Here is a 22,760-nt window from a genome sequence, read left to right on the forward strand (position 1 = left end):
GCCCCTTTTTTCGCAAACGGCACAGTCAGCATTTTTCGTGCTCGGGCCCCGGTCCGGGATCGATGGTGTCGATCTTCAGGCCGGTCCTCTCGCTGACCACCGGCAGGACGAGCCGCCACTTGATGCACTTCTCCGGGAAGTACTCCGGAGCGTCGGCTATCTCCTGCTCGCTGGTGAAGCCGACCAGGACCCGCAGCGACCCGCCGGCACCGCGCTCGATCCGGTAGACCAGGGCGTCGTAGTCCCTTGTGGACTTGACGCCGGCTTTCCACGCGCTGGACGACTGCGATGCGGCGCGTTTGCTGCTGACGGCCTCGAGCCACAGCGACCACTGCTTGGTGTTGATGGCGTCGAAGTACGTTTTGAGCAGCTCGCGCACGGCGCCGGCCTGCGGGTGGTTCTTGGCGTCGTCACTCATCTGGACAAAGCCCGCGGGGGACTGCGCGCCACTGCTGGCCGGCGGCGGCGTGGAAGTGGCAGCCGTGGATTCGTCGGCGGGCTGGTCGGGCCGGCGGTAGAGCTCGCGGGCGAGCAGTCCGGCACCGACGGTCACGGAGAGCACCACGACCACGACGGGCACCAGCCAGCGCTGGCGGGAGCTGGGGGCGGGGCTGGTCACGCCGACGAGCGTACCGGCCCCGGCTTGTGGCCGGGCGGGCCTGGTGCGGGCGGTCCCGGGATTGCTTTGCAGGCAGCCGGCCTCGATGCGGCCTGAACGCAAGGCGCACCCGGAATCCGCAGTGCGCGGCCGAGCTTGGTGCGGCCGGGATCCGCGACGCGCCCCGGCAGCGCCGGTCTCCATGCGCCTGGTTCCCCGGGAACGCCTGCGGGCGGCCCGCGCGCCGGCTTCCCTCCGAAACGCACGCGGGCGGCCCCGGCGCGCCCCGGCTCACCCGGAGTCGCGCGGGACCGCCCGTGCGAAACCTTCCGCCGTCAGCCGACCTGGTGCAGCCAGGTCACCGGGGCGCCGTCGCCGGCGTGGCGGTAGGGCTCGAGCGCCTCGTCCCAGCTCGCGGCGAGGAGTTCGTCGAGCTTGTGCGCGAGGGACTCACCCCCGCGGGTCATGGCGACGAGCGCGCGCAGCTGGTCTTCGCCCACCACGATGTCGCCGTTGGCGCTCGTCCGCCCGTGCCACAGGCCGAGGCCGGGCGCGAAGCAGAACCGTTCGCCGTCGACGCCCGCGCTGGGCTCTTCGGTGACCTCGAACCGAATCATCGGCCACGCCTTGAGGGCGGACGCCAGTTTGGCGCCGGTGCCCGCGGGCGCGCGCCAACCACATTCGGCGCGAAGCTGACCCGGACTGGCCGGCTGCGCCGTCCACTTCAGGTCAACGCGGGCACCCAGGGTGCCCGAAAGAGCCCACTCGACGTGCGGACACACCGCAGACGGCGACGAGTGGACGTACACCACACCTCGGGTGCTGCCACGGGTGCTCACTGCTACCTCCGCTTGTTGCTCGACGAGGGACGTCTTCCCCTACGCCCTGACTCGAGCTGCGGAACGGCTTCAGCGCGGCTCCCGAATGCCGCCTCCGATGCGTTGTAGCACATTCTGCACCCCAACCGTGCTGTTTGGCCACATGAACACCACAAGTCACCCGGGGCACCACTTTCGGAGGGCACCCGGCCACGTCGTCCCCGTGTCGCGCCGGGGATTCGGCCGGGCGCGCTAGCGTGATGACCCGGAACGACGAGCAGGGAGGGGTTTCGGTGCGACTGGTGCGCCTGCAGCGGCAGCAGTCCCGGGTCGCCGACGACGTCCGGGCGGCGCTGGCGTCCCTGGGCCGCGGCAGCACCGTGATCGGCGGGATCGCGCTGGTGGGCGTCGGCACGGTGACCGAGCGCCCGATCGAGGCGGTGGTCCTGCTCCCCCACGGGGTGATCATCGTGATCGGCGTGGACCTCCCGGACCCGGCCCTGAGGCTGGAGGCCCCGCTGGGCGCCGAGTGGAAGGCGGACGGCTGGCCCCTGGTCGCCGACGACGACGCGATCAACCCGGCGACCGAGGCACTGGACGTGTCCCAGGCGTGCGAGCAGCGGATCGCTGCACTGGTCCCGGGGACGGGCCCGGTGGGGACGATCGTCGCGGTAGGACCGTACGTGGAGACGGTCGACCAGCCGGCCACGGACCTGGCGGGACCGGTGAGGGTGCTGCACCCGACGCCGACGACGATGCTGGCGGCCACGGTCTCGTTGGCCACGGCCCACCGGCCGAGGTCGGTGGACCAGGTGCGGGCGCTGATCCGGGGGCTGGCGCCGGAGGCACCGGAGTTTTCGGACGAGGTGCTGCTGGGCGAGGGATTCAGCCGCTTCACGGACGATTCCCCACCGGAGTCCCTTTGGGACAGTGGCCCGTTGGTCCCGAGCCAGGTGGGGCCGGTCGGTTCCACAGGCGTGGCCGCGGCTGCCGGCTCGAGTTCAGCCACGCTTGCCGACTCGACTGCGGCGAACGGAGGCCAGGTCGGGCCCGATCCGGCCGGGCCGGCTTCCCTCCCGGCTCCGGCCAAAGCGGACACTGTCGAGCCGACTTCGCCAGCTGCCGCGGCGCCAACCTCACTCGCTGCGGGTGCGGCCAAGCCGAGTTCGCAGGTCGAAGAGCCGCCTGCCGCGGCACTCCTCGACCCGGCTTCGCACACCGCGGGTCCGACCGAGCCGACTTCACCCGCCGGCGATTCGCCTGCCGCGGGTTCGCCGGTTGCGGACCGGTCCGGTTGGCACACCAAGACTCCGGTTCCCGCAGAAGCCGAGCCGGCGCCATCGCCGGCCGAGGACTCAGCCGCCGACTCGCCGGCAGCCGATCTCGGCTCCGCTTCGCCGAGTTCCGGCGCGGTGGCCTCCCTTTTGTCCGCGGAAACCGAGCGCACCGAGGTGCTGCCGCCGCAAGCGGACTCCGAGCAGGCCGAAACGCGCCCGGCCCCGGCAGAGCCCGAGCAAGCCGAAACGCGGCCGGCCCCGGCAGACCCCGAACGCACCGAAGACTTCTCGCCTTCAGGCGCCTCCGAGCGCACCGAAACGCCGCCGCCTCCGGCAGCCTTCGAGCGTACTGAGAAGCTCCCGCTCCCGGCAGACCCTGAGCAGGCCGAAACGCGCCCGGCAGAGCCCAAGCGCGCCGAAAACTTCCCACCTTCAGCGGACTCCGACCGCACCGAAAAGCTCCCGTCCCCGGCAAGCCACGGGCGAGCCGAAACACGCCCGACCCCGGCAGACCCCACGCACACCGAAGACTTCTCGCCGTCAGGCGACCCCGAGCGCACCGAAACGCCCCTGCCCGACCCCGAGCGCACCGAAAAGCTCCCGGCCCCAGCTCTCCCGCTGTTCCCCGGCGCCACCGTCCCACCGCAACCAACCCGACCGGGTGATCTCCCCACCGACACCGAAAACCCAGCCGCCCGGCCACAACCCCCGGCGGACTCCCCCCGCCCCTTCCCGACCCCCCGCCCCACCCCGCGCGAAACCGCCCCCACCCCGAAAACCGTCCGCTGGATCCCCCTGGCCGCGATCGGCCTCCTCGTGGCTCTGGTCGTCGCCGCCGTCGCCGCCGCCACCTCCGGCGACGACACCGCATCCGCTCCGACGGCCGGCCCACCCACCGCGGCCACCCAACCCCCGCCGCAGACCACAACCCCCGTTGCGCAAAGCCTGCAGTTCTCCCTGCGCGCCGCCGACCACGACCAGCGGTGTGCCTCCCACGCCTTCGGGGATGCCCAAGCCAGCCTGCAGCAGACCAGCTGCTCCGGCGTCCGGCGCGCGTCCTACGCCGCCGATGTCGATGGGCGGGCGGCCGCCGTCACCATCGGGATCGTCGAGTTCCCCGATGCCGCCCAGGCCGCCGCCTTCAAGGCCGTTGCCGACACCCCCGGCGGCGGCGGCGTGCTCGACCTCGCCGCGGAGACCGGCAAGTGGGGCGCCACCCCCGCGCCCCGTTTCGAAAACGCCGCCTACGCCTCCAAGGCCGACGGCACGTCCGTGCGGATCGTGCAGGCCGTCTGGGCGCCGGGACCGTCCACTCCGGACGATCCCGGCCTCACCCGGGCGGTGCAGGCCGCCCTCGACCTGCCCGCCCAGTGACCCTCAGAGCCCGTACGCCTCCAGCAGCCGCAGCCACACCTCGCTGATCGTCGGGAACGACGGCACCGCGTGCCACAACCGCTCCAGCGGGACCTCCCCGACGATCGCGATCGTCGCCGAGTGCAGCAGCTCCGAGACGTCCTGACCCACGAACGTCACACCCAGCAGCACGTTCCGCTCGGTGTCGACGACGATCCGCGCCTTGCCCGTGTAGCCGTCCGCGTGCAGCGACGAGCCCGCCACCGCGATGTCGATGTCGACGACCCGGTCGGCCGACCCCGGCCGCGCGTCCGCCAGCCCGACCGCCGCGACCTCCGGGTCCGTGAACACGACCTGCGGCACCGCGTGGTGGTCGGCCGTCGCGGTGAACCTGCTCCACGGTTCCGCCGACGAGAACGTGCCCGCGGCCAGCGCCGCCACCGTGTCGCCCGCCGCGCGGGCGCCGTACTTGCCCTGGTGGGTCAGCGGGGCGCGGCCGGTGACGTCGCCCGCCGCGAACAGCCAGCCACCGTCCACAGCGGACGCCCGCCCGGTGTCGTCGACCTCCAGCGCGCGGCCCTCCTCGACGCCGAAGGCGTCCAGGCCCAACCCGGCCGTCGCGGGACGGCGGCCCGTCGCCAGCAGGAGCTCGTCGACGACGACCGTCTCGCCGTCCTTCAACGTCAGCTCGGTGCCGCCCTCGCCCGCCGCGACGCGCTCGATGCCCGACTCCGTGTGCACGTACACGCCGGCCTCGCGCAGCCCGTGCAGCACCAGGTCCCCGGCGAACGCGGCGTTCTTCGGCAACGGCCGCTCGCCGGTGATCACCAGGTGGACCTCCGAGCCGAGCGTGGCGAACGCCTGCGCCATCTCGACGCCGACCACGCCGCCGCCGAGCACGCCGAGGCGCCGCGGCACCGACTCCGCCGACGTCGCCTCCCGCGAACCCCACGGCCGGATCGTGTCGAGCCCCGGGATCGACGGCCTGCTCGGCACGCTGCCGGTGCACACGATCACCGCGTGCCGCGCGGTCAGCACGCGGTCGCCGTCGAGGGTGACCTCCCGCTCACCGGTGAGCACGCCGTGGCCGCGGATCGGCTCGATGCCGGCGCCGCGCGCCCACTCGACCTGCCCCGCGTCGTCGCCCTTGCCGGTAAACCAGTCACGGCGCGCGAACACCGCCGCGGGGTCGAGCTTGCCGCCGACCGGCACGCCGGGGATGCGCTTGGCCGCGGCCAGGAGGTTTCCCGGCCGCAGCAACGCCTTGCTCGGGATGCAGGCCCAGTAGGAGCACTCGCCGCCGAAGAGCTCGTGCTCGACGAGCGCGACCTTCAGGCCTCCTCGTGCCGCCCGTTCGGCGGCCACCTCCCCCACCGGGCCCGCGCCGATCACCACTACGTCAAAAGTCTGTCCGGACATGGCCTCAGCGCACACCACCACGCGGGTTCGCGCAAGCCAGCGGTTATCCTCGTGAGGAAGCTGCAAGAAGTCGGCGGCCCGGGTGTCGTCGGCCCCGGTGCGCGCGCGAACACACACGTTCGGAGCACGGGAGGTTTGTCGTGGCCAGGAACACGGCTGTGCGGGTGCTGGATGATCTGACCGGCGAGCCGGCGGCGGAGACCGTCGGGTTCGGGCTGGACGGCATCGACTACGACATCGACCTCTCCTTCGCCAACGCGGACGCGCTGCGCGAGCTGCTGCAGCGCTACGCCGACGCCGGGCGCCGCACTGGTGGCCGCAAGCGCCGGCCGCGGATCGTCCCGGGCGCGAAGCGGCCCCGGGCGAAAGCGGCGCCGAAGAAGGTGACCGCCAAGGCCGAGCCGAAGAAGACCACCAGGGCGAAGGCCGAGCCGGCGAAGACGACCCGCACGCGCAAGGCGGCGGAGCCGAAGAAGACCACCCGGGCGACGGCGCGAAAGGTGCCCGGCGTGACGTTCTCGGCCCCCGAGTGAGTCCACAGTAGACAAACCCCCGAGCGCCCCAATGTGGCCTTCGGTGCGTCTGACGCACCGAAGGCCACATTGGGTGCGTTGAATCAGCACTGCGGCGCGAAGCGCCTCCGTTGAGGGTGGTGGTGGGGGCATCGGTGGAGCAACCAAGGCCACATTGGGGCGCTGGGGTCAGGCCGCGCGCTGGGCGCCGTCCGCGTGCCACGACGGATACCGGTAGCGGGTGTGCAGCAGCGCGCGCTGCCGGGCCAGCTCGGCCGCCGACGGCGGGCGCGGCACCAGCGTCCCGAGGATCTGGGACGCCGCCGCCCGCACCGCCGCCTCGACCGCCGGGAACCCGGGCCGCAGCCCGTGCTCGGCCAGCGACGCCACCGGGCTGCGGTGGGAGTCGAGCGGCCGCGGGTCCGGCGGCGCGCTCGTCAGGTAGCGGCCGACCAGCGCCGCCGACGTCTCGACCAGCAGCGTCGAGTGGGCCAGCAGCCCGCCCTTGGTCCGGAACACGGCGAAGCCGCACAGCTTCGCGTCCTCGACGAACAGGCCGCGGTCACCGATCCGCGGCACCAGCCCCAGCTGGTCGACGGCGGCGCTCATCACCTTGCCGAGCGTCTCCAGCGGCCGGTCGGTCGGGCCCGGCAGGACGAGCGTGACGTTCAGGTTGCCCGGGTCGTGGAACACCGTGCCGCCGCCGCTGGCCCGCCGCAGCACCGGGACGCCGTCGCGCTCGCACTCCGCGACCCGCACTTCGCGCGCGATCCGCTGGCCGCGCCCCACCACTACGCAAACCGGGTTGCGCCAGAGCCACACCACCGGTGACTCGGGCGCAACCCGGATGAGCGCTTCGTCGAACGCGAGGTTCTCGACGGGGTCGGTGAACGCGGCACGCACATCCGACCCGGTCGTCATAACGCCTTGAGTTCCTCCACGATCTCGCCCACCGACGACTTGGCGTCCCCGAAGAGCATGCTGGTCTTCGGATCGTAGAACAGGTCGTTGTCGATGCCCGCGAAGCCCGAGGCCATCCCGCGTTTCAAGACGATCACGGACCGGCTTTCGTTGACCTTGAGGATCGGCATCCCGTAGATCGGCGAGCTCGGGTCGGTCTGCGCCGCCGGGTTCGTGACGTCGTTCGCGCCGATCACCAGCGCGACGTCGGTCTGGGCGAACTCGGAGTTGATCTCGTCCATCTCCTTGAGCTGCTCGTACGGCACGTCGGCCTCGGCGAGCAGCACGTTCATGTGCCCGGGCATCCGGCCGGCGACCGGGTGGATCGCGTACGCGACCGTGATGCCCTTCTTCTCCAGCAGCTTCGCCATCTCGCGGACGGTGTGCTGCGCCTGCGCCACGGCCATGCCGTACCCGGGCACCACCACGACCTTGCTGGCGTACGCCATCTGGATCGCGGTGTCGGCCGCGCTGGTCGACCGCACCGGGCGCGCTTCCTTCGTCCCGCCGCCGGCCGCGACCGCCGGACCGCCGCCGAAACCGCCCGCGACGATCGCCGGGATGGACCGGTTCATCGCCTTGGCCATCAGGTTCGTCAGGATCGAACCGGACGCGCCGACGATCATGCCGGCCACGATCAGCGCCGTGTTGTCCAGCGCCAGGCCCATCGCCGCCGCCGACAGGCCGGTGAACGCGTTGAGCAGCGAGATGACCACCGGCATGTCCGCGCCGCCGATCGGCAGCACGACGGTGAGGCCGAGGACACCCGCCGCGACGAGCAGCCCGATGATCAGCAGCTCGTTGCTGCCACCGGCGATGATGACCACCGCGCACGCGAGCGCGACCAGCAGGAGCAGCGCGTTGACCGGCTGCTGCAGCTTGCCCATGGTGATCGGGCGGCCGCTGATCAGCTCCTGGAGCTTGCCGAACGCCACGTTCGAGCCCCAGAAGGAGATCGAGCCGATGATCGCGGCGAACAGCGACGCGATCGCGATGTACGCCGGTTCGTGTGCGTAGCCGTCGGTGGAGTTGAACTCGACCCACGCAATGAGCGCGACCGCGCCGCCGCCGACGCCGTTGAACAGGGCCACCATCTGCGGCATCGCGGTCATCTTGACCTTGCGCGCCGACGGGACGCCGACCACCGCGCCGATCGCGACGCCGAGGACGATGAGCAGCCAGTTGCCCATGCCCGGGGTGAGCAGGGTGGCGATCACCGCGACGCCCATGCCGACCGCGGCGATCCAGTTGCCGCGGACCGCGGTGCGCGGGCCGGTCAGGCCCATCAGGCCGTAGATGAAGAGGGCGAACGCGATGATGTAGAGGATCGCGACGAAGTCGGTCACTTCTGCTCCTCCTCATCGGCGGGAGCGGGCTTCTTGCCCTTGAACATCGACAGCATCCGGTCGGTGACCAGGAACCCGCCGACGACGTTGATCGTGCCGAAGGCGATCGCGATCACCAGCAGGATCTTGTTGAAGACGCCGTCGACGCCGAGGCCGAGCACGACCAGCCCGCCGAGCAGCACGATGCCGTGGATGGCGTTGGTGCCGGACATCAGCGGGGTGTGCAGGGTGTTGGGCACCTTCGAGATGACGGCGAAGCCGACGAACCCGGCGAGCACGAGCACCGCGAGGTTCTGCACGAGTGGGCTCACGCGGCACTCCCTTCGCGCCCGGCCACGCAGGCACCGGCGACGATCTCGTCTTCGAAGTTCAGCTCCAGCGCGCCTTCCTTCGTCACGAGCAGCTCCAGCAGCTCGGTGACGTTGCGCGCGTACAGCTCGCTCGCGTGCGAAGGCATTTCGGCGGGCAGGTTGAGCGGGGACGAAATGGTGACGTCGTGCTCCACGACGTCCTCGCCCGGCTTGGTCAGCTCGCAGTTGCCGCCGGTCTCGCCGGCCAGGTCGACCACGACCGACCCGGCGGGCATGCCCTTGACGGCGTCCGCGGTGACCAGCGTCGGCGCCTTGCGGCCCGGCACCAGCGCGGTGGTGATCACGACGTCGAACTTCGTGATCGCCTCGGTGAGCCGCCGCTGCTGCTCCTCGCGCTCTTCCGGCGTCAGCTCGCGGGCGTACCCGCCTTCGCCGACCGCCTCGATGCCGAGGTCCAGGAACTGCGCCCCGAGCGACTTGACCTGCTCGGCGACCTCGGGCCGCACGTCGTAGCCGGTGGTCTGCGCGCCGAGCCGTTTCGCCGTGGCGAGCGCCTGCAGGCCGGCGACGCCGGCGCCGAGCACCAGCACCTTGGCCGGCGGGACGGTGCCCGCCGCGGTGGTGAGCATCGGGAAGAAGCGCGGGAGCTTCTGCGCCGCGAGCAGCACGGCGCGGTAGCCGCCGATGCTGGCCTGCGACGACAGCGCGTCCATCGCCTGCGCCCGGGAGATCCGCGGGACCGCCTCCATGGCGAACGCGCGCAAGCCCGCTTCTTCGAGTTTCCCGAGCCCCTCCGGGTTGCCGCGCGGGTCGAGGAAGCCGATGAGCACGGATCCCCGGCTCAGCTTGGCGACCTCGTCCGGGCTCGGTGGGTTGACCTTCACGACGACCGACGCACCCCAGGCGTCGCCGAGTTCGGCGCCCGCTCGGGTGTACGCGTCGTCACTCAGGTGCGCACCGGACCCGGCACCCGGTTCGACCAGGACGCGCAGCCCGCGCTGCGCGAGTCTCCCGACCAGTTTGGGCACCATGGCCACCCGGCGCTCCCCGGGGCGTGACTCGGCCACCACACCCACGGTGAGCTGCTGATGCTGTTCGCTGTCCGCCACACGACCTCCTCATCGGCGAGGCACGATCCGAGGGTTGTACCACGCCGGACCGACAGTCCCCAGTGACCTGGGTCGCAAGTCCGGGGGTTGTGCCGGGAAATACGGGTGTCGTGCGGAATTCGTTCAGGCGGATTTCCAGTGCGGGATCCCGAGCAGGATCAACCGCAGCCGTTTTTCCGCCGTTCCGGTGATTTTCGCGTCCTCACCTGGGCGGGCTTCCAGCAGTTCGACGGTCGTCGTGATCATCGCGGAAACGATCAAGTCGGCCAGCATGTGCAGGTCTTCGGTGCTCCACGCGCGCAGCGGCGCGAACCGCGCGAGGTCGATCGCGAGGTCGCCGGAGAACATCCGCAGTTCCACGGCGATGGAGCGGGCGAGCGGGCCGCCGCCGTAGCGCTCGCGGGTCAGGAACCGGAAATGGTCCTCGTGCGCGCGGACGAATTGGTGCACCGTCGCGACCGAGGCGCTGATCATCCCCTGGTAGGTGTCCGGGTCGGTGCGCGCCGAGCGCATCATGCCGCGCAGCGTGCGCGTCGCTTCTTCGACGAGCGCGACGCCGAGCTCCTCCATCGTGGCGAAGTGCCGGTAGAAGGCCGTCGGGACGATGCCGGCACCCTTCGCGACCTCGCGCAGGGAGAGCGTGGCGAACGGGCGGTCGGCCAGCAGGTCGAGGGCGGTGTCCAGCAACGCCTGGCGCGTGCGCTGCTTGCGCTCCTGACGGCTGACCGGTTCCTCCGACACGAGGTCCAGCGTACGGATGTCCACCGCGTTGCTCACGTCACATCCTCCACGCTCTTCGTTGACAGGCAGTCCACTCCTGCAGTGCACTGTTGAGTGCACAGTCGTTCACTGTAATCGAGGAGGTCTCCGATGACGGCGCTCATCCCCCGGCGGGTGCGCAGCCTCGCCTCGCTGGCCGAGGCGCTGCTGACGCCGCACGGGATGGACCGCTACCTGGAGCTCGTCGACCCGATGCTGGTCCGCCGCGAGATCCGCGGGCTGGTCACGGCGGTGCGGAAGCAGACGCCGGACACCGTCACCCTCACCGTCAAGCCCAGCCGCGCGTGGCCCGGCTTCACCGCCGGGCAGTACGTCCGCCTGCAGGTGGAGATCGACGGCGTCCGGCGCACGCGCTGCTATTCGCCGTGCGGTTCGCAGTACGACGGCGAACTGGAGTTCACGGTCAAGGAGCAGGGCCTGGTCTCCGGCCACCTCAACCGCGCGCTCGGCGCCGGCTCGGTGGTCAACCTGTCCACTCCGGACGGTGGGTTCACGCTGCCCGCCGCCCGGCCGGACCGCGTGCTGCTGATCGCGGGCGGCAGCGGCATCACGCCAGTGCTCGCCATGGCCCGCACCCTGGTCGACGAAGGCCACACCGGCGAGATCGTGTTCGTGCAGTACTCGAACGGGCCGGCCGACGCGCTGTACCGCACCGAACTGGCCGAGCTCGCCGCGCGGCACCCCGGCCTGCGGGTCGTGCACGCCTACACGCACTCGAAGGGCGGCGACCTCAACGGCTTCTTCGCGCCGGAGCACCTCGCGCGCGTCGCGCCGTGGTACCGCGACGCGGAGGCGTTCGTCTGCGGCCCGAAGCCGCTGATGGACGCGGTCCGCGACGAGCTGGGTGAACGCGTGCACACCGAAGAGTTCACGCCGCCCGCGTTGACCTTCGACACGGCCGCCGCGGAAGGCCAGGTGCGCTTCAAGCGCAGCGGGCGCGAGTGCGCGAACTCGGGGAAGCCGTTGCTGGAGCAGGCCGAGGAGGCGGGCCTGTCCCCGGAGCACGGCTGCCGGATGGGCATCTGCTTCTCCTGCACGCAGCTCAAGACCGCCGGGCGCGTCCGCAACGCCCGCACCGGCGAGGTGTCCGGCGACGAAGACGAAGAAATCCAGCTCTGCATCTCCGTCCCCGTCGGGGACGTCGAGATCGACGCCTAGAGGAGATCGCCATGACCGGTCTGCAGGACCGCCTGACCCCGGCACAGGTCGAAGAGTTCGGCCGCGAGCTCGACGCGCTGCGCCGGCGGATCGTCGACGACCTGGGCCAGGAGGACGTCGACTACATCCACAACGTCATCAAGACCCAGCGCGGGCTGGAGGTGGCCGGGCGCGCGCTGCTGTTCGCCGGGTTCTTCCCGCCGGCGTGGCTCGCCGGCGTCGGCGCGCTGTCGGTGGCCAAGATCCTGGACAACATGGAGATCGGCCACAACGTCATGCACGGCCAGTACGACTGGACGCGCGACCCGGCGCTGAGCTCGCAGCGCTTCGAGTGGGACACGGTGGCGCCGGCCGAGAACTGGCGGCACTCGCACAACTACATCCACCACACGTACACGAACATCGTCGACAAGGACCGCGACGTCGGCTACGGCATCCTGCGGATGGACACCGCCCAGAAGTGGCACCCGTACTACCTGGGCAACCCGGTGTACGCGACGCTGCTGGCGCTGTTCTTCCAGTGGGGCGTGATGCTGCACGACCTCGAGGTCGAGAACGTCGTCAAGGGCTCGCGGACCTGGGCCGACAACGTGCCGGTCCTGAAGAAGATCGTGCGGAAGGCTTCGCGGCAGGTGGGCAAGGACTACGTCCTGTTCCCGCTGCTGACGGGTCCGCTGGCGCCGTTGACGTTCCTCGGCAACGCGACGGCGAACCTGACCCGCAACCTGTGGGCGTTCGCGATCATCTTCTGCGGCCACTTCCCGGCGGACGTCGAAAGCTTCACGGAAGAGGAGACCGCCTCCGAGTCGAGGGGTCAGTGGTACCTGCGCCAGATCCTCGGCTCGGCGAACATCACGGGCAGCCCGCTGTTCCACATCATGAGCGGCAACCTGTCCCACCAGATCGAGCACCACCTGTTCCCGGACATCCCGGCGCGCCGCTACCCGCAGATCGCCGGCGAGGTGCGCGCGATCTGCGAGAAGTACGGGCTGCCGTACAACACGGGGCCGCTGCACAAGCAGCTGTGGTCGGTGGCGAAGAAGATCGTGAAGCTGGCCCTGCCCACCGCGCAGCCGCCGACTACCGTGGAACCCGACCGGCAGCTCCGAGCAGCGTGAGGGTGACATGGTGGGCCAGTTCGAGCGGGAGAAGGACACCCTGCAGGTGATCACCGAATCAGCGGCGACGCACGTCGGCAACATCGCCTCGATCATCACGGGCGCGATCCGCGACATCGCCAGGGAGACCGGCGACTGGCTCACGGACGTGATCGAGATGCGGGAAGCGGCACAGAAGGCCCGGGAGGACGACCCGGACACGCCGTGACTTTTCGGGGCCGGTTCCGGAAGTCATGAACGACTCTTTCATGTCGTCCGGCGACATGAAAGAGTCGTTCATCGCGGGCGCCGCGGCCTCGGGACCCGAAACTGTCGGTGCTCACCGGTAGCGTGGAAAACGGGGGCGCCCCCGCGACCGCGCCGGGCACTTCCCGGAGCCGGGACCGGGGGAAAACCGGATGGGCAGCCCGCCGCCCCGGAGCCAGACTGGACCGGTGACCAGTCCCCACCCCCTCCGCCGCGTCTTCGGCCCCCTCGCCGCGCGGGACTTCTGGGCCGAGTACGTCTGGCTGTGGCTCGCCGGCCCGCTCACCGTCTTCTCCCTGGTCAGCTTCCTGGTGGTCCTCGCCCTCGGCCTCTGGCTGACCCCCGTCCTCCTCGGCTTCCTCGTCCTCGCGGGGGCCATCTTCTACGCCCGTGGGCTCGGCACCGCCCACCGCCGGCTCGCGAAAGCCCTGCTCGGCGTCAGCGTGCCCGCCCCGCGGCGGCCCGAGCTGAAGCCCGGCCTCTGGGCCTGGGTCAAGGCCCGCGTCGGCGATCCCGCCGGCTGGCGCGCCGCCGGCTACCTCCTCCTGCGCCTTCCCCTCACCTTCGCCGGGCTGTTCACCATCACGAGCGCGACCGTCTACGGCCTCGCCGCCACGAGCTTCGCCTTCTTGTTCCCGCTGGGCGAACGGGAGCTGCCGGCCTTCGGCATCCGCGCCGACCACTGGCCCGGCGCGCTCGCCTGGTCCGCGTCCGGCCTCCTCGTGCTCGTCGCCCTCCCCTGGGTCACGCACGCCTTCGCCGCGCTCGACCGGCTGCTCGTCGTCGGCCTGCTAGGCACGCGCGTGCTCTCCGAACGCGTCCGCGACCTGGAAGCCAGCCGCGCCACCGCCGTCGAAGACTCCGCGCTGCGGCTGCGGCGCATCGAGCGTGACCTCCACGACGGCGCCCAGGCCCAGCTCGTCGCCCTCGCGATGAAGCTCGGGCTGGCCAAGGACGAACTCGCGGACGCCGACCTCCCCCAGGTCAAGCAGCTGGTCACCGCGGCCCACGCCAACGCCAAGCAGGCGCTCACCGAGCTGCGCGACCTCGCCCGCGGCATCCACCCCGCCGCCCTCGACGCCGGGCTCGACGTCGCCCTCGCCACGCTCGTCGCGACGTCCGGCATGGACGCGCGGGTCACCGTCGACCTCCCGCGCCGGCCGCCGCCGTCGCTCGAAACCATCGTCTACTTCAGTGCCGCGGAACTCCTCACGAACGCCGCGAAACACGGCGGGACCACCTACGTCGAAGTGGCCGAAGAGCGGGACGTCCTCTGGCTGAGGGTGCGCGACCACGGACCGGGCGGTGCACGGCTCGTCCCGGGCGGTGGGCTGGCCGGGGTCGCCGAACGGCTGCGGACGGTCGACGGCGAACTGCTCGTCGCGAGCCCTTTGGGTGGTCCGACCGAAGTGACCGCGCGGGTGCCGCTGCCCCGCTAGGGTCGCGGCATGCGGATCGTCATCGCGGAGGACTCCACCATCCTGCGCCAGGGTCTCGTCGAGCTGCTGACCTTCCGCGGCCACGAGGTCGTCGCCGCGGTGAAGGACGCCGAAGCGCTGCGGGCCGCCGTCGACGAGAACGCCCCGGACGTGTCCATTGTGGACATCCGGATGCCGCCGACGCACACCGACGAGGGCCTGCGGGCCGCGATCGCGCTGCGCCGCGAGTCACCCGGAAACGCGATCCTGCTGTTCTCACAGTACGTCGAGACGAAGTACGCGGCCCAGCTGCTGGCCGACCGCGCGGGCGGTGTCGGTTACCTGCTCAAGGACCGCGTCGCCGAGGTTTCGGACTTCCTCGACGCGCTGCGCCGGGTGGCCGACGGCGAGACGGTCCTCGACCCCGAAGTCGTCAGCCAGCTCTTCTCGGCGACGCGCCGGACCGACGCGCTCAGCGGCCTGACCCCGCGGGAGCGCGAGGTCCTGGGCCTGATGGCGGAGGGCCGGTCGAACTCCGCGATCGCCGCGAAACTGTTCCTCTCGGCCGGATCCGTCGAAAAGTACGTGACGTCGATCTTCGGCAAGCTCGCCCTGCCACCGTCCGAAGGGGACAATCGCCGGGTTCTCGCGGTGCTGCGCTACCTGGAAACCTGAGCCTAGGCTGGAACCCATGTACTCCACCGAGATCGAAGTCCGCACCGGCGCCGAAGCCGTCGTCCACGACCTCACCCACGAGGCCGAGGAGTTCCTGCGCGACGCCGACGCGGCGGACGGCCTGCTGCACGTCTGGGTCCCGCACGCCACCGCCGGCCTGGCGATCCTCGAGACCGGCGCGGGCAGCGACGAAGACCTGCTGACCGCGCTCGACGAGCTGCTCCCCCGCGACGGCCGCTGGCGGCACCGGCACGGCAGCCCCGGTCACGGCCGTGACCACGTGCTGCCCGCGCTGGTGCCGCCCTACGCGACGATCCCGGTGCTCGGCGGTGTCCTCGCGCTGGGCACCTGGCAGTCGATCTGCCTAGTGGACACCAACCTCGACAACCCGGTCCGGAAGGTGCGGTTCAGCCTCCTGGCGGGCTGAGCGGCCGGGCCACAGCACCACCAGCAGGCCCGCGACGAGCAGAGCGCCGAGCACCCACAGCCCGGTCGTGACGTCGGGTGCGTCCGGCACGCCCTGCAGCAGGCTGCGCAGGCCTTCGGCGGAGAAGCGGAACGGCGTCCACGACCACAGCAGCGTCCGGTAGGCCGGGTTCAGCAGCTCGGGCACCTGCCCGGCGACCGCGGGCGCGACCAGGTACAGCGGGCCGAGCACGGCCATCGCGCGCAGGCCCAGCAGCCGCAGCAGACCCGCTTGCAGGGCCGCGAACGCCGTCGCGGCGAGGAAGACGAACCCGAGGACACCGGCGTCGAGCGGCAGCGCCGAGTCCCAAAGCGCGAAGAACCCCGCGACGACCGCCGTCACCAGCACGCCGGCGCCGACGACCTGCAGGAACCGCGCGCCGGCGCCGATCGTGCGGCCGGTGCGCTTGGCCAGCTGCGTCAGCGCGAGCCCCGCGACCAGCGCGCCGATCCACGCGAGCGCGGACGCGGCCAGCGGCGCGGTCCGCCCGGCGGCGCTCGCCGGGTGCAGCACTTCCTGCTTGGGCGGGCCGCCCAGCGCGGCCGCCCCGGCGGTCAGCGCCTGCTGCGCGACCTGCGTACCCGCCGGGTTGACCGCCCCCGACGTCACGACGGTCGCGGGCGAGCCCAGCTCGAGCACGCCGTAGACCTTCTTGTCCGCCAGCAGCCGCCGGGCTTCGGCCGGGGTGGTGACGGTCCAGGCGAGCTGGCCGCCGCCGTGGGCCGCGATGCGCTGCGCGAGCTCCGGCGGGCCGGCGACCGCGACCGGAACGCCGTCGGGCGCGGCGGTGGCCTGCGCACCGAAGGTGAGGAACCCCAGCACCACGGCCACCAGCGCGCCGGCCAGGGCCGCGAGGGATACGAGACGAGTCATGCCGGCTCCAGTTATTCGTCGCTTGTTGAATTCGTAGCCAAGGTACGACCACGACCCGAGAAAGTCAACGCGTGTTGAATAGCACCACCGGTAGCCTCGGCAGCGTGACGAAGACACGGCTGGTGCTCTGGGACATCGACCACACGCTGGTGGACTTCACCGGCCTCGGCTCCGCCTGGTACGCGGCGGCGCTCGCCGCGACGACCGGGACCGACCTGGTCTCCTACCCCGACTTCGGCGGCCGCACCGAACGCGCGATCAGCACCGACCTGCTCATCGCGCACGGCATCGAACCGACCGAGGAGCTGCTCCAGGCGCTCTGGCTGGCGCTGATCGCGGAGTCCGAACGCTCCGTCGAGCACCTGCCGACCTCCGGCCGCGCGCTGCCGGGTGCCGCCGAAGCGCTGAAGGCGTTCGCCGGGCACGACGGCGTCGTCCAGTCGCTCGTGACGGGCAACCTGCCGGAGATCTCGCGGCACAAGCTCGTCGCGTTCGGCCTGCACGAACACCTCGACCTCGACATCGGCGGCTACGGCACGCTCTCGGCGCACCGCCCGGACCTCGTGCCGCACGCGGTGGCGCTCGCCGCGGCCAAGCACGGCACGGAATTCGCCGCCGGCGCGGTGGTCGTCATCGGCGACACCCCTAACGACGTCGAAGCCGCCTTGCACCACGGCGCGGTCTCGATCGCGGTGGCGACCGGGCATTACACCGTCGCGGAACTTCGGGCGGCGGGCGCCCACACCGTGCTGCCGGACCTGGCCGACACCGACGCGGTGCGGACCGCCGTTTTCGGCTGAGAGTCGTCCTTCAGAGGGGGTCAACCCTCATTCGAAGGGACGACCCCTTAGGGGTCGATCTCCTTCGTTTGCCTGATGTGGCGACGGCGGGTAGTCGCCATGCTGTCCTGCATGACTGAAGCAGCGTCGGCGGCCATGACCGCCGGAGGGGGACGCATCCGCGGCATTTTCGCGGTGCTCAGGCAACGTTTGCCGTTCACGAGCACCGTCGTGCTGGCGATGCTCGTGCTGGCCGTCGCGACCGGGACGTTGTGGAACGCGGCCCAGAACCGCACGGCTTACCCGTTCGTCGCCTACGGGCTGCCATCGATGGAGGCGGGCCGCTGGTGGACGATGCTCGCCGGGCCGTTCTTCGCCGTCGTCCCCTGGTTCTACCTCCCGATGGTCGGCAGCTTCGCGCTCTTCGCCGGCTTCGCCGAGTGGCAGCTGGGAACGCGGCGCGCGATGGCCGTGACCATCGGCGGCCAGTTCGTCTCGGTGCTCGTCGCGACGCAGTTCTTGGCGCTGTGCCGCAATTCCGGCTGGCTGTGGGCCGAGCGCATGGCGAGCAGCCTCGACGTCGGGTTCTCCGGCGGCGCGCTCGCCGCGGTCGCGGTCGCCAGCGCGACGCTGCGGCCGCCGTGGGCGCTGCGGCTGCGGGCCGGGCTCTGTGTGTACGCCGGGGTCGCGATCGTCTACGTCGGCACGCTGGCCGACCTCGTCCACTTCTTCGCGCTGCTGCTGGCGATCCCGCTCGGCAACCGGCTCGTCGGCTCGCGGCGGGCGCCGTCGGCGGGGCCGAACCCGCGGGAGTGGCGCCTGCTGACGGTCGCCGGTCTGCTGCTGCTCACCATCGCCGAAGTCGTCATGTTCCTGGTGCCCGGCGACGGGCCGTTCGGCTCCGACGAAGGGGTTTCGCTGTCGGCGCCGGAGCTGGCGGTGCTCGTGCTGGTCGTGCTGCCGATGATCAACGGCCTCCGCAAGGGCGGCCGCGTCGCGTGGCGCTGGGCGGTGGCGCTGTCGGTTTTCGTGACGCTGCAAGGGCTCGCCGCGGCCACGGTCTACGGGCTGGCCCAGGTCTTCGGCTCGGACTACGACACCACGGGCCTGCCGCTGTTCTTCGTGGACAATCTCTTGTGGACGGTCGAGCTCGGCGTCCTGATCGCCGCGCAGCACGCGTTCCGCGTCCCCTCGAAGCGACGGCTGCGTCGCCACGCCCAAGGTCCCGGGCCGGCGCTGGCCCGCACGCTGCTCGACCGGCACGGCGGCAGCACGCTGTCGTGGATGACGACCTGGCCGCGCAACACGTACTTCGTCCGCGAAGACGGGCGTTCGTACCTCGCCTACCGCAAGCACGCGGGTGTCGCCGTCGCGCTCGGCGACCCGATCGCCCCGGACGGCACGGCGGCCGCCACCGTCACCGAATTCGCGTTGATGTGCGAGAACACCGGGCTGGTGCCGTGCGTGTTCTCGGCGACGGAGGAGACGGTCGCGGCGACGCGCGAGCTGGGCTGGCAGCACGTCCAGGTCGCCGAGGACAACGTGCTCGACCTGGAGAACCTGGAGTTCCGCGGCAAGGCGTGGCAGGACGTCCGGTCGGCGCTGAACAAGGCCGCCAAGCAGGACATCGAGTTCCGGCTGGTCCGCTTGGCCGACCAGCCCGAGCCGATCCTCGCCCAGGTCCGCGCGCTGTCGGAGGAGTGGATGTCGGACAAGGGCATGCCGGAGATGGGGTTCACCCTCGGCGGCCTCGACGAGGCGATGGACCCGGCGACGCGCGTCGGCCTGGCGGTGGACGCGGAGGGCACGGTCCACGGCGTGACGTCCTGGATGCCGGTGTACACGGGCGCGGGCGAGGTCGGCGGCTGGACACTGGACGTCATGCGCCGCAGCGCCCACGGGTTCCGGCCGGTGATGGAGTTCCTGATCGCGTCGGCGTGCGTGGCGTTCCGCGAGGAAGGGGCCCGGTTCGTCTCGCTGTCGGGAGCGCCCTTGGCGCGCAGCGCGTCCCCGGCGTGCCCGCTGGACCGGGCGCTGGAGTCGCTGGGCCGGGTCATGGAGCCGTACTACGGGTTCCGGTCGTTGCACGCGTTCAAGGCGAAGTTCCAGCCCCGGCGCGTGCCGCTGTACCTGGCGTACCGGGACGAGGCCGACCTGCCGCGCATCGGGCTGGCGCTGGGCCGGGCGTACCTGCCGGACGTCCGGCTGCGAGAGCTGGCCAAGCTGGTCAGTAGCTCTCGGGCACGCTGATCCGCTGCGGGAACCGGATCTTCCGGCGGCTGACGACGTTCTGGTCCTTCTCGATCAGCCGGCCGTCGGTCAGCCGGAGCCAGTGGCCGTTCCGCGAATCGGTGAAGGCGAGCATCACCCCGGGCGTCATATCGGGGCGCTGCCACCCTTCGCGGACCGGCATCCGCCACTTCCCGGGCGGGAGGATGGCGTAGAGGTATTCGTCGTCTTCGATGACCGGCCCGCGGTGCAGGGTGGACCCGGTCATGGGCAGGTGCCGCACGAGGTCGAACGAAACGACGACGTGGTTGACGGCTTCGGCGTTCGCGTTGGAGACGATCATGTCGACACCGTTTTCGGTGGTCTCGATCCACGCGGTGACTTTCGCGGCCTGCTCCTGCCGTTCCCGCTGGTCCCGCTTCACCCGGTCCGCCCGCAGCTGCCGGTTGTCCCGGATGGCGATCCACAGCGCGACGACGACGGCCCCGATCGTCCCGACGCCCCCGACCCACTGCCCACCGGCGGCCCACCAGTCCGGGTTCCGCGGCTCGACGAGCCAGATCCAGGCTTTGGCCAGAAGCGGACCGAAGAGGAGCAGAAATCCGCTGGCGGCCAGCACCCCGAACGCCCCGGCCCGGATCCTGGCCAGCCGTCTGTCGGCATCACCGGTCATGGGGAGACAGCCTGCCGAAGTTCGGCGGTCAGCGGTAGGTGGTCGGCGGCGGGATGGTCGTCCCGCGGTCGGCCGCCGGGACGAACCGGTAGCTCTCCACGATCTTCACGAGGTCCTCGCGGATCGAAGGTCCGGAACGGTCGCTGTCCGCGTACGCCACCACCACGCCGGACCCGCCCGAGCCACCGAACCCCATGGCCACGACCAAGGCGTGCTTCGCCGCGCACTCGCCCGTTGCCGCCGGCGCCACTTCGGCGACCACCACCCGGGCCGGGGCCTTTGTACCGTCGGCCTTGGTCACCTCGGCGTCCGTGCCCGGGCCCGCCTGGGACGTCCCGCCGTACGCACCCGTCGCCAGGTCCGTCACTGCCTTGCGCGCCGCCGCCTCCGGGTCCGGCTCCGATGAGGTCGTGACGCCGGCGCCACCCAGGTCGTCCTTGCCGCAGAAGTTCTCACCCAGGAACGCGCTCGTGATCAGCCGGATCGACGGCTCGTCCCAGCCGTGCAGCGTGCCCGGCTTGGGTGTCCACGCCGGCGGTACGTCGTACGCGTACGAGCCGTCGCGAGCCGCCACCGGCTGCCAGCCGCTGATCAGCGCCGGTACCGATACTCGCGGCGAAGGCGTCACCACAAGAGGCGCCGGTGGCGGTGATGACGACGCCGGACGCGGCTTGCCGACGCCCAGCGCGTTCAGCACGCCCGCGACCAGCGCGATGAACACCAGCCCGAACCACGGCGCCCGGCGCCACTTCAGCGGCTTCGAGGCGGGACGAATCCGCTGAGGCCGCGCACGGGGCGCGTCCGCTGGTTCGTAACCGCCGAACCCGCGGAGCGCCGCGTTGTCCTCGTACCCCGGCGTCGGGTCGTCCGGGCGCCGCGCCATCAGGAACGGACGAGTTTGACCAGGTGCTCGACGACGGCGTCGACCGCGATCTCCTCGCGCTCGCCCGATCGCCGGTCCTTGACCTCGACCACGCCGTTGGCCAGGCCGCGCCCGACCACCAGGATCGTCGGGACGCCCACCAGTTCGGCGTCGGCGAACTTGACGCCGGGGGTGGCCTTGCGGTCGTCGAGGATGACCTCGATGCCCGCCGCGTCCAGCTCGGCGGCGATCTTCTCGGCGCCGGCCCGCACCGCGTCGTCCTTGCCCGCGACGACGACGTGCACGTCGAACGGCGACACCTCGCGCGGCCAGATCAGGCCGAGGTCGTCGTGGTTCTGCTCGGCGAGCACGCCCACCAGCCGCGAGACGCCGACGCCGTACGAGCCCATCGTGATCCGGATCGGCTTGGAGTCCGGGCCGAGCGCGTCGAGCTCGAACGCGTCCGCGTACTTGCGGCCGAGCTGGAAGATGTGGCCGATCTCGATGCCGCGCGCGGCGACCAGGGTGCCCTGGCCGTCCGGCGACGCGTCGCCCTCGCGGACCTCGGCGGCCTCGATCGTGCCGTCCGGGGTGAAGTCGCGGCCGGCGAGGAGGTCGACGACGTGGTGGTCGACCTTGTCCGCCCCGGTGACCCAGGCGGTGCCGGGGACGATCCGCGGGTCGGCGAGGTAGCGCACGCCGTTGTCCTGCAGCGCCTTCGGGCCGATGTAGCCCTTGACCAGGAACGGGTTCTTCGCGAAGTCGGCCTCTTCGAGCAGCGCGACCTCGGCGGGCTCCAGCGACGCTTCGAGGCGCTTCATGTCCACTTCGCGGTCACCCGGGACCGCGACGCAGATCAGGTCCCACTCCTTCGCGCCCGGCTGACGCGTCTTGAGCATGACGTTCTTCAGCGTGTCGGCCGCGGTGAACGTGCGGCCGAGGTTCGCGTCGTTCAGGAAGTTGACCAGCGACTCGATGGTCGGCGTGTTCGGCGTGTGGTGCACCTGCGCCTCGGGGCGGCCCTCGACGGACTGCGCGGGCGGCGCGGGCGTGACGACGGCTTCGACGTTCGCCGCGTAGCCCGAGTCCGTGCTGCGGACGTAGGTGTCTTCGCCCGTTTCGGCGACCGCGAGGAACTCCTCGGACGCCGACCCGCCCATCGCGCCCGACGTCGCCTTCACCACGACGTACTCGAGGCCGAGCCGGTCGAACAGCTTCGTGTAGGCGGCGCGGTGGGCCTGGTAGGAGCGCTCCAGGCCTTCGTCGTCGAGGTCGAAGGAGTAGGAGTCCTTCATGACGAACTCGCGGCCGCGCAGGATGCCGGCGCGGGGACGCGCTTCGTCGCGGTACTTGGTCTGGATCTGGTACAGCGTGACGGGGTAGTCGCGGTAGGAGTTGAACTCGCCCTTGACCGTGAGGGTGAAGAGCTCTTCGTGCGTCGGGCCGAGGAGGTAGTCGGCGCCCTTGCGATCCTTGAGGCGGAACAGGCTGTCGCCGTACTCCGTCCAGCGGCCGCTGGCCTCGTAGGGCTCCTTCGGCAGCAGCGCGGGGAACTGGATCTCCTGCGCGCCGATGGCGTTCATCTCGTCGCGCACGACGTTCTCGATGCGCCGCAGCACGCGCAGGCCCAGCGGTAGCCACGAGTACCCGCCCGGGGCGACCCGGCGGACGTAGCCGGCGCGTACCAGGAGCCGGTGGCTCGGTACCTCGGCGTCCGCCGGATCCTCGCGCAAGGTGCGAAGGAACAACGACGAAGTCCTGGTGATCACTGCGGGGCTCC

Annotated in this window: 22 protein-coding genes; 10 read left to right on the forward strand and 12 right to left on the reverse strand. The window is 71.5% G+C overall.

What is annotated here, in order from left to right; translation table 11 throughout:
• Positions 1-25 precede the first annotated feature (25 nt).
• Both BLV96_RS33600 and BLV96_RS33605 read right to left on the reverse strand, forming a co-directional pair.
• The gene (locus BLV96_RS33600) at positions 26-619 is read right to left on the reverse strand and encodes a hypothetical protein (protein WP_091389867.1); all 594 of its coding nucleotides are present in this window, start codon (positions 617-619) and stop codon (positions 26-28) included.
• A 314-nt stretch (positions 620-933) separates the two neighbouring features.
• A complete protein-coding gene (locus BLV96_RS33605; RefSeq protein ID WP_086678313.1) occupies positions 934-1,437 on the reverse strand; it encodes a DUF3145 domain-containing protein in 504 nt (167 codons plus the stop codon).
• 272 nt (positions 1,438-1,709) lie between these two features.
• On the opposite strand from BLV96_RS33605, the gene BLV96_RS33610 reads away from it, so the two are divergent.
• On the forward strand, positions 1,710-4,067 hold the full coding sequence (locus BLV96_RS33610; RefSeq protein ID WP_091389976.1) for a hypothetical protein: 2,358 nt from the start codon (positions 1,710-1,712) through the stop codon (positions 4,065-4,067).
• A gap of 3 nt (positions 4,068-4,070) precedes the next feature.
• On the opposite strand, the gene BLV96_RS33615 is transcribed toward BLV96_RS33610, so the two are convergent.
• Complete coding sequence (locus tag BLV96_RS33615) at positions 4,071-5,465, reverse strand: dihydrolipoyl dehydrogenase family protein (protein ID WP_167379823.1); 1,395 nt, start codon at positions 5,463-5,465, stop codon at positions 4,071-4,073.
• A 140-nt stretch (positions 5,466-5,605) separates the two neighbouring features.
• Between BLV96_RS33615 and BLV96_RS33620 the strand changes: the two genes are divergently transcribed.
• Positions 5,606-5,998, forward strand: a complete 393-nt coding sequence (locus BLV96_RS33620) for an Lsr2 dimerization domain-containing protein (protein ID WP_244180673.1) — start codon at positions 5,606-5,608, stop codon at positions 5,996-5,998.
• Between the two features lie 168 nt (positions 5,999-6,166).
• On the opposite strand, the gene BLV96_RS33625 is transcribed toward BLV96_RS33620, so the two are convergent.
• From BLV96_RS33625 to BLV96_RS33645, 5 genes are all read right to left on the reverse strand, one after another.
• Complete coding sequence (locus BLV96_RS33625) at positions 6,167-6,898, reverse strand: lipoate--protein ligase family protein (protein WP_086679988.1); 732 nt, start codon at positions 6,896-6,898, stop codon at positions 6,167-6,169.
• Positions 6,895-8,283, reverse strand: coding sequence for an NAD(P)(+) transhydrogenase (Re/Si-specific) subunit beta (locus BLV96_RS33630; protein ID WP_086679989.1), 1,389 nt, complete (start codon positions 8,281-8,283; stop codon positions 6,895-6,897). The genes BLV96_RS33625 and BLV96_RS33630 overlap by 4 nt, the downstream gene beginning before the upstream one ends.
• Complete coding sequence (locus tag BLV96_RS33635; protein ID WP_086679991.1) at positions 8,280-8,594, reverse strand: NAD(P) transhydrogenase subunit alpha part 2; 315 nt, start codon at positions 8,592-8,594, stop codon at positions 8,280-8,282. The genes BLV96_RS33630 and BLV96_RS33635 overlap by 4 nt, the downstream gene beginning before the upstream one ends.
• Positions 8,591-9,703: a Re/Si-specific NAD(P)(+) transhydrogenase subunit alpha gene (locus BLV96_RS33640; protein ID WP_086679993.1), complete on the reverse strand. Its 1,113-nt coding sequence runs from the start codon at positions 9,701-9,703 to the stop codon at positions 8,591-8,593. The genes BLV96_RS33635 and BLV96_RS33640 overlap by 4 nt, the downstream gene beginning before the upstream one ends.
• 123 nt (positions 9,704-9,826) lie before the next feature.
• On the reverse strand, positions 9,827-10,480 hold the full coding sequence (locus tag BLV96_RS33645; RefSeq protein WP_086679998.1) for a TetR family transcriptional regulator: 654 nt from the start codon (positions 10,478-10,480) through the stop codon (positions 9,827-9,829).
• A 93-nt stretch (positions 10,481-10,573) separates the two neighbouring features.
• On the opposite strand from BLV96_RS33645, the gene BLV96_RS33650 reads away from it, so the two are divergent.
• The 6 genes from BLV96_RS33650 to BLV96_RS33675 all read left to right on the forward strand — a co-directional run bounded on the left by BLV96_RS33650 (position 10,574) and on the right by BLV96_RS33675 (position 15,525).
• The gene (locus BLV96_RS33650) at positions 10,574-11,641 is read left to right on the forward strand and encodes a ferredoxin reductase (RefSeq protein WP_086680000.1); all 1,068 of its coding nucleotides are present in this window, start codon (positions 10,574-10,576) and stop codon (positions 11,639-11,641) included.
• Between the two features lie 11 nt (positions 11,642-11,652).
• Positions 11,653-12,759, forward strand: coding sequence for a fatty acid desaturase family protein (locus BLV96_RS33655; RefSeq protein WP_086680002.1), 1,107 nt, complete (start codon positions 11,653-11,655; stop codon positions 12,757-12,759).
• Positions 12,760-12,766: 7 nt separating this feature from the next.
• Positions 12,767-12,967, forward strand: coding sequence for a hypothetical protein (locus BLV96_RS33660; protein WP_086680004.1), 201 nt, complete (start codon positions 12,767-12,769; stop codon positions 12,965-12,967).
• Between the two features lie 190 nt (positions 12,968-13,157).
• Positions 13,158-14,444 carry a sensor histidine kinase gene (locus tag BLV96_RS33665; protein WP_086680006.1) on the forward strand — a complete coding sequence of 429 codons (1,287 nt, stop codon included), beginning with the start codon at positions 13,158-13,160 and terminating at the stop codon, positions 14,442-14,444.
• Positions 14,445-14,453: 9 nt separating this feature from the next.
• Positions 14,454-15,098 carry a response regulator gene (locus BLV96_RS33670; RefSeq protein WP_086680008.1) on the forward strand — a complete coding sequence of 215 codons (645 nt, stop codon included), beginning with the start codon at positions 14,454-14,456 and terminating at the stop codon, positions 15,096-15,098.
• Between the two features lie 16 nt (positions 15,099-15,114).
• Positions 15,115-15,525 carry a secondary thiamine-phosphate synthase enzyme YjbQ gene (locus tag BLV96_RS33675; RefSeq protein ID WP_086680010.1) on the forward strand — a complete coding sequence of 137 codons (411 nt, stop codon included), beginning with the start codon at positions 15,115-15,117 and terminating at the stop codon, positions 15,523-15,525.
• On the opposite strand, the gene BLV96_RS33680 is transcribed toward BLV96_RS33675, so the two are convergent.
• Positions 15,463-16,437 (reverse strand): YhgE/Pip domain-containing protein, encoded by a 975-nt coding sequence (locus BLV96_RS33680; RefSeq protein ID WP_086680013.1) that lies wholly within the window; start codon positions 16,435-16,437, stop codon positions 15,463-15,465. The two genes, BLV96_RS33675 and BLV96_RS33680, sit on opposite strands and share 63 nt — an antisense overlap.
• 104 nt (positions 16,438-16,541) lie before the next feature.
• Between BLV96_RS33680 and BLV96_RS33685 the strand changes: the two genes are divergently transcribed.
• Both BLV96_RS33685 and BLV96_RS33690 read left to right on the forward strand, forming a co-directional pair.
• Positions 16,542-17,237 (forward strand): haloacid dehalogenase-like hydrolase, encoded by a 696-nt coding sequence (locus BLV96_RS33685; RefSeq protein ID WP_086680015.1) that lies wholly within the window; start codon positions 16,542-16,544, stop codon positions 17,235-17,237.
• Positions 17,238-17,372: 135 nt separating this feature from the next.
• A complete protein-coding gene (locus BLV96_RS33690) occupies positions 17,373-19,466 on the forward strand; it encodes a bifunctional lysylphosphatidylglycerol flippase/synthetase MprF (RefSeq protein ID WP_425266205.1) in 2,094 nt (697 codons plus the stop codon).
• On the opposite strand, the gene BLV96_RS33695 is transcribed toward BLV96_RS33690, so the two are convergent.
• From BLV96_RS33695 to BLV96_RS33705, 3 genes are read right to left on the reverse strand one after another with little or no spacing between them, the layout of a single operon-like run.
• Entirely contained in the window at positions 19,444-20,118 is a 675-nt protein-coding gene (locus tag BLV96_RS33695; RefSeq protein WP_086680017.1) for a hypothetical protein, read from the reverse strand. The two genes, BLV96_RS33690 and BLV96_RS33695, sit on opposite strands and share 23 nt — an antisense overlap.
• A 28-nt stretch (positions 20,119-20,146) precedes the next feature.
• On the reverse strand, positions 20,147-21,001 hold the full coding sequence (locus BLV96_RS33700) for a DUF8017 domain-containing protein (RefSeq protein ID WP_086680020.1): 855 nt from the start codon (positions 20,999-21,001) through the stop codon (positions 20,147-20,149).
• Positions 21,001-22,749, reverse strand: coding sequence for a proline--tRNA ligase (locus BLV96_RS33705; RefSeq protein WP_086680023.1), 1,749 nt, complete (start codon positions 22,747-22,749; stop codon positions 21,001-21,003). Before BLV96_RS33705 ends, BLV96_RS33700 begins: the two co-directional genes overlap by 1 nt.
• Positions 22,750-22,760 lie beyond the last annotated feature (11 nt).

It is taken from the genome of Amycolatopsis pretoriensis, from assembly GCF_900107925.1.
GTDB classification, from domain to species: domain Bacteria; phylum Actinomycetota; class Actinomycetes; order Mycobacteriales; family Pseudonocardiaceae; genus Amycolatopsis; species Amycolatopsis pretoriensis.

Excerpts from the sequence above, each read along its gene's own strand:
- BLV96_RS33615 (WP_167379823.1), bottom strand. The coding sequence starts at position 5,465 with ATGTCCGGACAGACTTTTGACGTAGTGGTGATCGGCGCGGGCCCGGTG.
- BLV96_RS33625 (WP_086679988.1), bottom strand. The coding sequence starts at position 6,898 with ATGACGACCGGGTCGGATGTGCGTGCCGCGTTCACCGACCCCGTCGAG.
- BLV96_RS33650 (WP_086680000.1), top strand. The coding sequence starts at position 10,574 with ATGACGGCGCTCATCCCCCGGCGGGTGCGCAGCCTCGCCTCGCTGGCC.
- BLV96_RS33655 (WP_086680002.1), top strand. The coding sequence starts at position 11,653 with ATGACCGGTCTGCAGGACCGCCTGACCCCGGCACAGGTCGAAGAGTTC.
- BLV96_RS33660 (WP_086680004.1), top strand. The coding sequence starts at position 12,767 with ATGGTGGGCCAGTTCGAGCGGGAGAAGGACACCCTGCAGGTGATCACC.
- BLV96_RS33665 (WP_086680006.1), top strand. The coding sequence starts at position 13,158 with ATGGGCAGCCCGCCGCCCCGGAGCCAGACTGGACCGGTGACCAGTCCC.
- BLV96_RS33670 (WP_086680008.1), top strand. The coding sequence starts at position 14,454 with ATGCGGATCGTCATCGCGGAGGACTCCACCATCCTGCGCCAGGGTCTC.
- BLV96_RS33675 (WP_086680010.1), top strand. The coding sequence starts at position 15,115 with ATGTACTCCACCGAGATCGAAGTCCGCACCGGCGCCGAAGCCGTCGTC.
- BLV96_RS33680 (WP_086680013.1), bottom strand. The coding sequence starts at position 16,437 with ATGACTCGTCTCGTATCCCTCGCGGCCCTGGCCGGCGCGCTGGTGGCC.
- BLV96_RS33690 (WP_425266205.1), top strand. The coding sequence starts at position 17,373 with ATGACCGCCGGAGGGGGACGCATCCGCGGCATTTTCGCGGTGCTCAGG.
- BLV96_RS33695 (WP_086680017.1), bottom strand. The coding sequence starts at position 20,118 with ATGACCGGTGATGCCGACAGACGGCTGGCCAGGATCCGGGCCGGGGCG.
- BLV96_RS33700 (WP_086680020.1), bottom strand. The coding sequence starts at position 21,001 with ATGGCGCGGCGCCCGGACGACCCGACGCCGGGGTACGAGGACAACGCG.